This is a genomic window from Streptomyces sp. NPDC107575 (assembly GCF_055657265.1).
The window spans coordinates 136,414-147,861 of the sequence record NZ_JBVKBG010000004.1 but is presented as its reverse complement, the minus strand read 5'-3'; the positions used below and the strand labels follow the sequence as shown (position 1 = coordinate 147,861).

Here is an 11,448-nt window from a genome sequence, read left to right as displayed (position 1 = left end):
GGGTACCTGACGCAAGAGGGGCGACCGTGCGGCGGGTAGTGCTCGCGCTCGTGGTGCCCGCGGCGTAAAGTGGGCAGGCGGACCATTGGACTAGACCTGTCTGGAGCCTCATGAGCGAGCGAGCAGTCCTGGAGGTGATCGCCCTCGACGCCGAGGACGCGGTCGCCGCTCAGGCCGGGGGTGCGGACCGGCTCGAGCTGGTCACGGACATGGCGGCGGACGGGCTCACGCCGTCCGTGGAGACCTTCTCCGCGATCCGCGGGGCCGTGGACATCCGGCTGCGCGTGATGCTGCGACTGACCGACGGGTTCGCGGCGGGCGACACCGGCGCGCTCGTACGTGCGGCGAAGGCGCTGCGGGCGGCGGGGGCGGACGAGTTCGTGCTCGGGTTCCTCGACGAGCAGGGGGGTCCGGACCTGGCGGCGGTCGAGGCGCTCGTGGCCGAGCTGGACGGCTGCCGGTGGACGTTCCACCGGGCGATCGACCGGGCGGCCGACCGGTATGCGCTCCGTAAGCAGCTGGCCGATCTGCCGGGGCTCGACACGTACCTCACCGCCGGGTCGGCGGACGGCGTGGACGCGGGGCTCGACGTGCTTCTCGCGGAGGCGGGGCGCGCGGCGGGCGGGGAGCCGGGGTACGAGCAGCAGATTCTGGTGGGTGGAGGGCTGCGGCTCGACCATGTGCCGGGGTTGCGGGCGGCGGGGGTGTCGGCGTTCCACATCGGCGGGGCGAGCCGCCCCGCGGGTTGGTCGGCTCCCGTTTCGGCGGACGCGGTCCGGGTGTGGCGCGAGGCCCTGGACGGGTAACCGCCCCTACGCCACGGGGCTCCGCCCCGGCCCCCGCGCCTCAATCGCCGGCGGGGCTTGAACTGGCCGACTGAGCCTTGGGCAATCTGCCGCCTTGGGCGGCAGGGTGGGCAAGGCGGCGCACGGTGCCGCGCGACCAGGACGACGGCCCCCGCCACGGTCAGGTCAGCTGCTCCGGCAACGGGGCCGTGTGCGTCACCACCAGGCCCGATACCGCTCGCGTCAGCGAGACGTACAGGCGGCGCAGGCCAGTCCGTTCGTCCGGTTCGCCGTCGACCACCGCCGCCGGCTCGTCCAGGACCACGTAGTCGTACTCCAGGCCCTTGGCCAGGGACGCCGGGACCAGCGTCAGACGGGCGTCCGCGGTCGTCTCCTCGCCGGGGGCCAGATACGCCAACCCGGCCTCCGCCAGCGCCGCGCCCAGCGCCCCGCACCGCGCGTCCGCCGCGATCAGCCCGACCGACCCCTCGTTCCGCAGCGCCTCGACGGACGCCTCCACCACGTCCCCGACCCCGTCGACCGTCCGCACCTCGAACGCCCCCGGGTTCTCCCGTACCGACGCCACCGGCGTGAGCCCCGGCGCGATGTCCGGCAGCAGCAGGGAGGCGTAGGCGATGACGTCCGTCGGGACGCGGAAACCGGCCGTGAGTTCCTCGACCACCGCGTCCGGCTTCCCGAGGTGGGACAGCGCCTCGCCCCAGCTCCGCGTCGCCCACGGCGTCGTACCCTGCGCCAGGTCCCCGAGCACCGTCACCGAGCCCGTCGTCGCGCGCCGCCCGACCGCCCGGTACTGCATGGGCGACAGGTCCTGCGCCTCGTCGAGCACCACATGGCCGAGCGAGTGCGTCCGCCCGATCAGGTCCATCGCCTCGTCGATCAACACCGCGTCCGCGGCAGCCCACTTGGCGCTCTTCACGCTCCGCACGGGCTTGGCCCACAGCACCGTCTTCTGCTCGTCCTCGTCGAGCAGCCCGGCCGCGTGCTCGGCCAGGAAGTCGGCATCCGAGAGCAGCCGCAGCACCAGCTTCGCGGGGTCGACGGGCGGCCAGATCTCCTTGACCACTGCCTTCACGGCGGCATTGCGCGCCACCGCGTTCTGCACCCGGTCGTCGGGCGCCTCGCCCGCGCGCTCCATCTGCACGAGCACGGCGTGCGCGATCCGCTGCGGCAGCGCCTCGCGCGCGGCCCCGTACCGCATGTCGCGGGCCATCAACTCCCGGACGATCTCCTCCAGTTCGTACGACGGGACGCGCCAGCGGCGCGAGCCGCGCACCACCACGAGCCCCTCGCCCGGCAGCGCGATGTGCGAGCGCAGCGCCCGCCGCAGCACCTCGGCCATCCGCGCGTCGCCCTTCACCAGGGCGGCGGCGGGGTCGTCGACGCCCCGCACCTCCACGTGCGCGACGAGGTCGTCCACCGTCGCCTGCTTGACCTCCAACTCACCGAGCGCGGGCAGCACTTGCTCGATGTAGTGGAGGAAGGACGCGTTCGGGCCGATCACGAGCGTGCCCGTACGGGCGAGGCGCTCCCGGTGCGCGTAGAGGAGGTACGCGACGCGGTGCAGGCCCACCGCCGTCTTTCCGGTGCCGGGGCCGCCCTGCACGCACACCGATCCGGCGAGCCCGCTCCTGACGATCTCGTCCTGCTCCGGCTGAATGGTGGCAACGATGTCGCGCATCGGGCCGACGCGCGGCCGCTCGATCTCCTGCTGGAGCAGCTTGCTGGTCCGCTCCGCCTCCGACGGGTCGGTGAGGTGCTCGTCCTCGTACGCGGTGAGGTCGCCGCCCGTGTAACCGAAGCGACGGCGCAGTGCGACGTCCATCGGGTCCTTCTTGGAGGCCCGGTAGAACGGCTGGGACACGGGCGCACGCCAGTCGATCACCATCGGGTCGCCCTCGGCGTCGTGGACGTGGCGGCGGCCGATGTAGAACTTCTCGCCCTCGGCGCCCTCCGCGACGTCCGCGCCCGGCGCGTGCAGGTAGTCGAGGCGGCCGAAGAACAGCGGGGTGTGGCTGAGGTCGGCGAGTGCCTTGATCCGCTCGTCGATCTGGTGCTGCAGCACCTCGGCGTTGACCCAGTTCGCGGTGACGTCGCGGATGTCGAGCGCCTCCGCGTCCTCGCGCATCGCCCGCAGGGCGGAGCGGGACGAGACCAGGTGCGCGCGTTCGCGATCGAGCGGCGAGGTCGAGGGTGCGGACGACGACGGTGACGTGCTCACGGGGTTCTGCCTCCGGATCCAGGTACGCGGACAGTACGTTCCCGGCCGGTTTCCGTCCGGTCGGCGGCGCTCCTGCGCTCCGACGCGTGTCGGTACGGGGAGGCGGGCAGACGGGGGAGTTTACGGGACGGCTGCCATCGGGGCTAACGGTTTTCTTTCGGTCGACCGTCCTCCGGTCGCGGGGCTCTGCCCCGGGCCCCGCGCCTCAATCGCCGGCGGGGCTTGATTTGCCGCAGCTCGGGCTCGCAGATGTCGAGGTCTAGGGTCGGTCCCATGACGTACGACGACCACACGGACTTTCCGGAACTGCGTGAGCGATGGGCCCGAAGCCTGCGCGCCGCGACGGCGCACGCGGACCTCGACCCGTATCCGTACGCCGACAATCTTCTGGCCCGGTGGGCCGAGCCGCAGCGGAAGTACCACACGGTCGAACACCTGACGGCGGTGCTCGACCACATCGACGTACTGGAGGAGCACGCGGAGCGGCCCGAGCTCGTGCGGCTCGCGGCCTGGTTCCACGACGCGGTGTACCGGCCCGACCGCTCGGAGAACGAGGAGCGGTCCGCCGCCCTCGCCGAACGCGCCCTGGCGGAGGCCGGGTTGAGTCCCGGGGACGTCGCCGAGGTGGTCCGTCTCGTCCTGCTCACCGTCACCCACGACCCGGACGAGGACGACGTCGACGGCGAGGCGCTGTGCGATGCCGACCTGGCGATCCTGGCCGCGCCCGCCCCCGCCTACGCCGCGTACACCAAGGCCGTCCGCGAGGAGTACGCGTTCGTGCCGGACGAGGCGTTCCGCGAGGGGCGCGCCGGGGTGCTGCGCCAGCTCCTCGGCCTGCCGCGGCTGTTCCGCACCCCGCACGGCAGGGCCCACTGGGAGTCCGCCGCCCGCGAGAACCTGACGGCCGAGTTGGAGCTGCTCACTCCCTGACCTCACAGGTGCGTGTGGCGGTGCGTGTGAACGGCGTACGAACGGTGCGATACGAGTCGTCCGCCCGGGAATGCCATCTGTCACGCCCAGGTTGGCTCCTTACATGTCCCCACAGCCCCGTCCGGACTCCCCCGGCTCCCCAGACTCCCGCTCGAACACCCGTATGCCCCTGGCCGTCTACATCCTCGGCCTGAGCGTCTTCGCCCTCGGGACCAGCGAGTTCATGCTCTCCGGGATCCTCCCCGCGGTCGCCGACGACATGGACGTCACGATCCCGCAGGCCGGGCTGCTGATCTCGGCCTTCGCCATCGGCATGGTGGTGGGCGCCCCGCTGCTGGCCGTGGCGACGCTGCGGCTGCCGCGCAGGACCACCCTGATCTCGCTCATCACCGTGTTCGGCCTGGGCCAGGTCGCGGGCGCGCTCGCTCCTTCGTACGCGGTCCTGTTCGCGTCCCGTGTCGTCTCCGCCCTCGCCTGCGCCGGCTTCTGGGCGGTCGGCGCGGCCGTCGCCATCGCGATGGTGCCGGTGAACCAGCGGGCCCGCGCCATGGCCGTGATGATCGGCGGCCTGTCGATCGCGAACGTGCTCGGCGTCCCCGCGGGCGCGTTCCTCGGCGACGGGCTCGGCTGGCGCGCCGCGTTCTGGGCGGTGGGCGTCGCCTCCGCGATCGCCCTCGTCGGCATCGTGACGCTCGTGCCGAAGATCCCGCTGCCCGCCGAACGGCCCCGCCTCAAGCGGGAGTTGAGCATCTACGCCGACCGTCAGGTGTGGCTGTCCATCGCCATCACCGCGCTCGCCGCGGGCGGCGTCTTCTGCGCGTTCAGCTATCTCTCGCCGCTCCTGACGGATGTCGCGGGCCTGCCCGAGAGCTGGGTCCCCGCCGTCCTCGCGCTGTTCGGCATCGGCGCCCTCGCCGGTACGACGCTCGGCGGGCGGATCGCCGACGCGCACCTGTTCGGGGTGCTGCTGACCGGCATCACCGCGTCCACCGTGTTCCTCGCGGCGCTCGCCGTGCTCGGCCACTTCGCGGTCGCGGCGGTGGCCCTGTCGTTCCTGCTCGGCTTCTCCGCCTTCTACACGGCGCCGGCCCTCAACGCCCGGATGTTCAACGTCGCGGGCGCCGCGCCCACGCTGGCGGGGGCCACCACGACCGCCGCGTTCAACCTGGGCAACACGGGTGGGCCGTGGCTCGGCGGCACGGTCATCGATGCGGGGCTCGGGTATCCGGCCACGGCGTGGGCCGGGGGTGCGATGACGGTGGTCGCGCTGGTGTTGACCGGGGTGTCGGTGCGGCTGCATCGGCGGACGGCTTCTCGGGTCGTCGCAGGTTCCGGGAGCGTTCCCGACGTCTCGGGGCTCCGCCCCGGACCCCGCGCCTCAAGCGCCGGCGGGGCTTGAAAGGCCCGAACTACCGCCCCTTACGCCGCCGCAGGCCCGCCTCCGTGAGCCTGCGGACCAGTTCCTTCGAGCCGATCTCGACGGCCCCCGCCCGCACCGCGTCCGCGTACCGGTGCGACGGGAGGTCGTAGTGGTCGCGCTCGAAGGCGCGCGGCGGCACCCCCAACCGCTCGGCGAACGCGTGCAGTTCGTCGTACGAGACATCGCTGACCAGGTGCGACCACATGCGGTCGTGCCCCGGCCAGTTCGGCGGGTCGATGTAGACCGTCACGAGCGCGTCACCCCGTCACCGAGTCGAGGCCGCCGATCGGCGCCACCGTCACGCCCGCCTCCGAGCACACCCAGTGCGGGTCCGCGCCCAGCTCCGGTTCGACGTCCAGCGCGTGCGGGGCCTCCGCGCCCGAGCCGGGGCCGCACACCGGACACAGCGGCCAGCGGCCGTGCCGCTCCAGGATCCCGTCCTTGACGTCCTGGGCGACGAGCCCGGTCACGAACTCCACCCCCTCCGGCCACTGCTCCACCCACCAGCGCCGCGAGACGATCGACTCCTCCACCAGCGAGACGATGTCCGGATCCGCGACGTCGCCCGCCTTCAGATCCGCGAGCACGAGCGCGCGGGCCGCGTGCAGGGCCTGCTCCAAGGGGCTGATGGTGTCCATACAGCCAATTGTGTGCCATACGGCACGGTCGAAGGACTCTTGACCCCGACCCCTCCCGAAAATATCTTTCAATACGTGAGCAATGACGTGAAGGAAAGTTTCGGCGGGGACGCGCCGCCCGCCCCCGCGGCCCTCGCCGCCAAGGTGCGCACCCTCGCGCCCTCCATGACCCGGTCCATGCAGCGGGTCGCGGAGGCCGTCGCCGGGGACCCGGCCGGCTGCGCCGCGCTGACCGTCACCGGACTCGCCGAGCTCACCGGCACCAGCGAGGCCACGGTGGTGCGCACCGCCCGCATCCTCGGCTACCCCGGCTACCGGGACCTGCGCCTGGCGCTCGCCGGACTCGCCGCCCAGCAGCAGTCGGGCCGGGCACCCGCCGTGACCGCGGACATCGCCGTCGACGACCCGCTGACCGACGTCGTCGCCAAGCTCGCCTACGACGAGCAGCAGACCCTCGCCGACACCGCCGCCGGACTCGACACCGCGCAGCTCGGCGCCGCCGTGACCGCCATGGCGAGCGCGGGCCGCGTCGAGATCTACGGCATGGCGGCCTCCGGGCTCGTCGCCCAGGACCTCGCGCAGAAGCTGCTGCGCATCGGCCGGCACGCGTACGCGCACTCCGATCCGCACCTGGCCGTCCACAACGCGGTGACGCTCCGCGCCGGGGACGTCGCGGTGGCGATCACCCACTCCGGCACGACCGGCGACGTGATCGAACCACTGCGGGTCGCCTTCGAGCGCGGCGCCACCACGATCGCGATCACCGGCCGCCCGCGCAGCCCGGTCTCGCAGTACGCCGACCACATACTGACCACGTCCATCGCCCGCGAGAGCGAGCTGCGCCCCGCGGCGATGTCCTCGCGGACCAGCCAGCTGCTGGTCGTGGACTGCCTCTTCGTGGGCATCGCCCAGCGCACGTACGAGACGGCCGCGCCTGCGCTCTCCGCGTCGTACGAGGCGCTGGCCCACCGCCACCAGTCCGCTCCGCGGGGCGGCCGCCAGTGATCGCCCCACCGCTCCCCACGCCACGGGGCGCTGCCCCGGACCCCGCTGCTCAATCGCCGCAGGGGCTTGAAATACCCAGCTGCGCCAAATCAAGCCCCGCCGGCGATTGAGGCGCGGGGTCCGGGGCAGCGCCCCGCGACCGCACCCCCGACCCACCGCAACAGAACCTCCCGCCCACACAGAGAGCCGCCCCGATGACCGCCACCCCCGACGCCCCCTACGCCGACCTCCGCGCCCAGCTCGACACGCTCACGACGGAGGCCTTCCGCCCGGAACTCGCCGAGATCGACCAGCTCTCCACCCTGGAGATCGCCAAGCTGATGAACGGTGAGGACGCCTCCGTGCCCACCGCCGTCGCGGCCCAGCTCCCCCAGATCTCCGCCGCGATCGACGGCATCGCCGACCGCATGGCCCGCGGCGGCCGCCTCGTCTACGCGGGCGCCGGCACCGCGGGCCGGATGGGCGTGCTCGACGCCTCCGAGTGCCCGCCCACCTTCAACACCTGGGACGGCCAGGTCGTGGGCCTGATCGCGGGCGGCCCGTCCGCCATGGTCAAGTCCATCGAGGGCGCCGAGGACTCCAAGGAGCTGGCCGCCGCCGACCTGGACGGCATCGACCTCACCGAGAACGACATCGTCGTCGGCATCTCCGCCTCGGGCCGCACCCCGTACGCGATCGGCGCCGTCGAGCACGCCCGCGCCCGCTACGGCGCGCTCACCGTCGGCCTGTCCTGCAACGCGGACAGCGCGCTGGCCGCCGCCGCGGACCACGGCATCGAGGTGGTCGTGGGACCCGAGCTGCTCACCGGCTCCACCCGCCTGAAGGCGGGCACGGCCCAGAAGCTCGTGCTCAACATGCTGTCGACGATCTCCATGATCCGGCTCGGCAAGACGTACGGGAACCTCATGGTCGACGTGCGTGCCTCCAACGAGAAGCTGCGGGCCCGCTCCCGCCGCATCGTCTCCCTCGCCACCGGCGCCGACGACGCCGCCATCGAGGCCGCGCTCGCCGCGACCGACGGCGAGGTCAAGAACGCCATCCTCGTCGTCCTCGGCGACGTCGACGGCCCGACCGCCGACCGGCTCCTCACGGAGTCCGACGGCCACCTGCGCGCCGCGCTCGCGGCCGCCGCCACCAAGTAGTCCCGAACGAACCACCCGTCCCCGAGCACCACCTGCACAGCAAGGCAAGACGCACCATGGCCGATAACGCCGAGAACAAGAACCGCGCCGTCGCCGCCGCGATCCTCCCGCTCGTCGGCGGCGCAGCGAACGTCACCTCTGTGGTCCACTGCATGACCCGGCTCCGGCTGGGTCTCGCGGACCGTTCGCTCGTCCAGGACGAAGCGCTCAAGGCGCTTCCCGACGTCATGGGCGTCGTCGAGGACGAGACGTACCAGATCGTCCTCGGGCCGGGGAAGGTCGCCCGGGTCACGCCCGAGTTCGAGACCCTGGTCGAGGAGGGCAGGGCCGCCGCACCGGCGCCCGAGCCCGCCGCCGGCCACAGCGCCGACGACCTCGCCGCCCAGGGCGCCGCGCTCAAGGCCCAGCAGAAGGCGAAGAACGCGACCCCGTTCAAGCTGTTCCTGCGCAAGATCGCCAACATCTTCGTGCCGCTGATCCCGGCCCTGATCGGCTGCGGCATCATCGCGGGCCTCAACGGCCTGATGATCAACCTGGGCTGGCTGCCCTCGGTCACCCCTGCCCTCGCCGCCATCGCCTCCGGCTTCATGGCGCTGATCGCGGTGTTCGTCGGCTACAACACCGCGAAGGAGTTCGGCGGTACGCCGATCATCGGCGGCGCCGTCGCGGCGATCATCGTCTACCCGGGGGTCGCCGACATCTCGGCGTTCGGGCACAAGCTCTCCCCCGGTCAGGGCGGTGTGCTGGGCGCTCTCGGCGCGGCCGTGCTCGCGGTCTACATCGAGAAGTGGTGCCGCAAGTGGGTGCCGGAGTCCCTGGACGTCCTGGTCACCCCCACCCTCACGGTCCTCATCTCCGGCCTGGTCACGATCTTCGGCCTGATGTTCGTGGCGGGCGAGGTCTCCACCGCGATCGGCACGGGCGCCAACTGGCTCCTGGAGAACACCGGCGTCTTCGCCGGCGCGGTCCTCGGCGGCCTCTTCCTCCCGCTGGTGATGCTCGGCCTGCACCAGGCCCTGATCCCCATCCACACCACGCTCATCGAGCAGCAGGGCTACACCGTCCTCCTGCCCATCCTGGCGATGGCGGGCGCGGGCCAGGTCGGCGCGGCGATCGCGGTCTTCAAGAAGCTCAAGCACAACCACTCGATCCGCAAGACCATCAAGTCGGCGCTCCCCGCGGGCTTCCTGGGCGTCGGCGAGCCCCTGATCTACGGTGTCTCGCTCCCGCTCGGCCGCCCCTTCATCACGGCGTGCGTCGGCGGCGCGGCGGGCGGCGCGTTCATCGGCGTCTTCTCGATGCTCGGCTACCAGGTCGGCTCCACCGCCATCGGCCCGTCCGGCTGGGCGCTGTTCCCGCTGCTCGACGGCAACAAGGGCCTCGGCGCGACCTGCGCGATCTACCTGGGCGGCCTGCTCGTCGGCTACGCCGTCGGCTTCCTCGCGACGTACTACTTCGGCTTCACGCAGGACATGCTCGTCGAGTTCAACCAGGACGTCGACGCGGGCGAGTCCCCCGAGGCCCATGCCGAGGCGAACCCGGCGGTGCCCGCCGACCACAAGGACGCGCCGGAACCGCAGGACCCGAAGGAACCGGCACGGGTCTGACCGACCGCGTCACCCCTCCCTGAACCCCGGGGCCCCACGGACTTCTCCCCCGATCTCCGTGGGGCCCCGGCTCCATTTCCGTACGGCGATGGGCTCCGGCTCCATATCCGTACGGCAATGCGGCCCCCGCTCCATTCCGTACGGCCCCCGGCGACAAGGCGACCCACCATGCGCTCCCACCCCGCGCCCGCCCTCGGCGTCTCCCTCTACCTGGCCCACCTCGACGTGGCGGCCGCGGCCTGCGCCCAGGCGACCGCCCTCGGCGCCACGGAGGTCTTCGCCTCCCTGCACATGCCGGAGGACGACCCGGCGCTGTTCGCGACCCGGCTGCGCGAGGTCACCGCGCTCGCCCACGCCCACGACCTGCGCCTGACCGCCGACATCTCACAGGACTCGCTGCCCGCCCTGGGCCTGACCCCGCAGACGGCGGACGGCCTCGCGGCGTACGGCGTCGACGCGGTCCGTATCGACTTCGGGCTGCCCGACGAGGCGATCGTGGCCGTCTCCCGCGTCTTCCCGCTGCACCTGAACGCCTCGACGATCGGCCCGCAGTGGCTGCGCCGGCTCCTCGACGCGGGCCTGCGCACCGACCGCCTCACGGCCTCCCACAACTTCTACCCGCGCCGCCACACCGGCATCTCCCGCACCCTGTTCACCGAACGCACCGCCATGTGGCACGCGCACGGCATCGAGGTCGCGGCCTTCGCCCCCGGCGACGGCGTGCTGCGCGCCCCGGTCCACGCGGGCCTGCCCACCCTCGAGGCGCACCGCGCCCGGCACCCGCTGGCCGCGGCCCTCGACCTCGCCGGCCTCGGCTGCGACACGGTGTACGTGGGCGACCCGCTGCTCTCCGAGCGCACGGTGGCGCAGTGGCGGGCCTGGCGGGAGCACGACGAGATCGACCTGACCGTCGAGCTGCGCCCCGGCACCCCGCCCTCGGTCCTCGCCCGGCTCACCGCCCCGGACCGCGAGCGCACCGACCCGGCCGAACAACTCGTCCGCCTGGAGAACTCGCGGCCCGCCCTGCGCGACGAACCGACCCCGGCCCGCGGCCCGGCCGAACCCCGCCCCACCGGCACCCTCACCCTCGGCAACGACGACCTTCCGCGCTACCGGGGCGAACTGAGCATCACCCGCACCGACCTGCCACCGGACCCCACGGTGAACGTCCTGGGCGCCGTCCCGCCCGCCGAGCTCCCGCTCCTCGACCTGATCGGCCCGGGTACGCGCGTGCGCCTGACCCCGGCCTGAGCGGTCCGGCCTCCGTGGTCAGGACCGGTCCGCTGCCGCCGCTCGCGGGGCCCTGCCGGGCAGCGCCGTGTCGACGCGGAGCGCCTGCAGCGTGTCGAGTTCGCGGTCGATGTCGCGGCGCTTCGCCTCCAGGCGCTCGGCCTGCTCGGCGAACAGCCGCTCCATGACGCCGGTGCGCTCCTCCGGCGGCGCCTCCATGCAGGGCAGCACCTCGTCGATGGTGGAGCTGCCCAGGCCCGCGGCGAACAGGTGCTGGATCATGACGACCCGCTCGACCATCGACTCGTCGAAATCGCGCCATCCGCCGGGAGTGCGCTCGGAACGGATGAGTCCGTGCTGCTCGTAGTAGCGCAGGGACCGGGCACTGACCCCGCTGGCGGCCGCCAGCTCACCGATGCGCATGAGATCTACCTCCTGAAGCGTTTCTGAAC

Annotated in this window: 11 protein-coding genes; 7 read left to right on the top strand and 4 right to left on the bottom strand. The window is 72.8% G+C overall.

Annotated features, from left to right (window positions below):
- Nucleotides 1-110: 110 nt before the first annotated feature.
- Nucleotides 111-806: a copper homeostasis protein CutC gene (locus ACZ7L4_RS20235; RefSeq protein ID WP_472104307.1), complete on the top strand. Its 696-nt coding sequence runs from the start codon at nucleotides 111-113 to the stop codon at nucleotides 804-806.
- A gap of 160 nt (nucleotides 807-966) precedes the next feature.
- Here the strand turns inward: ACZ7L4_RS20235 and ACZ7L4_RS20230 are convergent, their stop codons facing one another.
- Entirely contained in the window at nucleotides 967-2,931 is a 1,965-nt protein-coding gene (locus ACZ7L4_RS20230; protein WP_472105599.1) for a HelD family protein, read from the bottom strand.
- Between the two features lie 366 nt (nucleotides 2,932-3,297).
- Here ACZ7L4_RS20230 and ACZ7L4_RS20225 point away from each other — a divergent pair, with 366 nt between their 5' ends.
- Both ACZ7L4_RS20225 and ACZ7L4_RS20220 read left to right on the top strand, forming a co-directional pair.
- Nucleotides 3,298-3,954: an HD domain-containing protein gene (locus tag ACZ7L4_RS20225; RefSeq protein WP_472104305.1), complete on the top strand. Its 657-nt coding sequence runs from the start codon at nucleotides 3,298-3,300 to the stop codon at nucleotides 3,952-3,954.
- A gap of 163 nt (nucleotides 3,955-4,117) precedes the next feature.
- Entirely contained in the window at nucleotides 4,118-5,353 is a 1,236-nt protein-coding gene (locus ACZ7L4_RS20220; protein WP_472105597.1) for a Cmx/CmrA family chloramphenicol efflux MFS transporter, read from the top strand.
- Nucleotides 5,354-5,363: 10 nt separating this feature from the next.
- Here the strand turns inward: ACZ7L4_RS20220 and ACZ7L4_RS20215 are convergent, their stop codons facing one another.
- Nucleotides 5,364-5,624, bottom strand: a complete 261-nt coding sequence (locus ACZ7L4_RS20215) for a DUF4031 domain-containing protein (protein WP_422475092.1) — start codon at nucleotides 5,622-5,624, stop codon at nucleotides 5,364-5,366.
- Nucleotides 5,625-5,631: 7 nt separating this feature from the next.
- Nucleotides 5,632-6,012, bottom strand: a complete 381-nt coding sequence (locus ACZ7L4_RS20210; protein WP_472104303.1) for a hypothetical protein — start codon at nucleotides 6,010-6,012, stop codon at nucleotides 5,632-5,634.
- A gap of 75 nt (nucleotides 6,013-6,087) precedes the next feature.
- Here ACZ7L4_RS20210 and ACZ7L4_RS20205 point away from each other — a divergent pair, with 75 nt between their 5' ends.
- The 4 genes from ACZ7L4_RS20205 (at nucleotide 6,088) to ACZ7L4_RS20190 (ending at nucleotide 11,017) form a co-directional block, all read left to right on the top strand.
- On the top strand, nucleotides 6,088-7,017 hold the full coding sequence (locus ACZ7L4_RS20205) for a MurR/RpiR family transcriptional regulator (protein ID WP_472104301.1): 930 nt from the start codon (nucleotides 6,088-6,090) through the stop codon (nucleotides 7,015-7,017).
- Nucleotides 7,018-7,211: 194 nt separating this feature from the next.
- Nucleotides 7,212-8,159 carry an N-acetylmuramic acid 6-phosphate etherase gene (gene murQ / locus ACZ7L4_RS20200; RefSeq protein ID WP_472104299.1) on the top strand — a complete coding sequence of 316 codons (948 nt, stop codon included), beginning with the start codon at nucleotides 7,212-7,214 and terminating at the stop codon, nucleotides 8,157-8,159.
- A gap of 56 nt (nucleotides 8,160-8,215) precedes the next feature.
- Nucleotides 8,216-9,766 (top strand): PTS transporter subunit EIIC, encoded by a 1,551-nt coding sequence (locus ACZ7L4_RS20195; protein ID WP_472104297.1) that lies wholly within the window; start codon nucleotides 8,216-8,218, stop codon nucleotides 9,764-9,766.
- A gap of 168 nt (nucleotides 9,767-9,934) precedes the next feature.
- A complete protein-coding gene (locus ACZ7L4_RS20190; RefSeq protein ID WP_472104295.1) occupies nucleotides 9,935-11,017 on the top strand; it encodes a MupG family TIM beta-alpha barrel fold protein in 1,083 nt (360 codons plus the stop codon).
- A gap of 18 nt (nucleotides 11,018-11,035) precedes the next feature.
- Here ACZ7L4_RS20190 and ACZ7L4_RS20185 read toward each other — a convergent pair whose 3' ends face one another.
- Complete coding sequence (locus tag ACZ7L4_RS20185; RefSeq protein ID WP_472104293.1) at nucleotides 11,036-11,419, bottom strand: MerR family transcriptional regulator; 384 nt, start codon at nucleotides 11,417-11,419, stop codon at nucleotides 11,036-11,038.
- Between the last annotated feature and the right edge of the window lie 29 nt (nucleotides 11,420-11,448).

What these genes read in the sequence shown, in the direction of transcription:
- ACZ7L4_RS20195 (WP_472104297.1), top strand. Translation starts at nt 8,216, where the DNA reads ATGGCCGATAACGCCGAGAACAAGAACCGCGCCGTCGCCGCCGCGATC.
- ACZ7L4_RS20230 (WP_472105599.1), bottom strand. Translation starts at nt 2,931, where the DNA reads ATGCGCGAGGACGCGGAGGCGCTCGACATCCGCGACGTCACCGCGAAC.
- ACZ7L4_RS20210 (WP_472104303.1), bottom strand. Translation starts at nt 6,012, where the DNA reads ATGGACACCATCAGCCCCTTGGAGCAGGCCCTGCACGCGGCCCGCGCG.
- ACZ7L4_RS20235 (WP_472104307.1), top strand. Translation starts at nt 111, where the DNA reads ATGAGCGAGCGAGCAGTCCTGGAGGTGATCGCCCTCGACGCCGAGGAC.
- ACZ7L4_RS20185 (WP_472104293.1), bottom strand. Translation starts at nt 11,419, where the DNA reads ATGCGCATCGGTGAGCTGGCGGCCGCCAGCGGGGTCAGTGCCCGGTCC.
- murQ (WP_472104299.1), top strand. Translation starts at nt 7,212, where the DNA reads ATGACCGCCACCCCCGACGCCCCCTACGCCGACCTCCGCGCCCAGCTC.
- ACZ7L4_RS20220 (WP_472105597.1), top strand. Translation starts at nt 4,118, where the DNA reads ATGCCCCTGGCCGTCTACATCCTCGGCCTGAGCGTCTTCGCCCTCGGG.
- ACZ7L4_RS20225 (WP_472104305.1), top strand. Translation starts at nt 3,298, where the DNA reads ATGACGTACGACGACCACACGGACTTTCCGGAACTGCGTGAGCGATGG.
- ACZ7L4_RS20190 (WP_472104295.1), top strand. Translation starts at nt 9,935, where the DNA reads ATGCGCTCCCACCCCGCGCCCGCCCTCGGCGTCTCCCTCTACCTGGCC.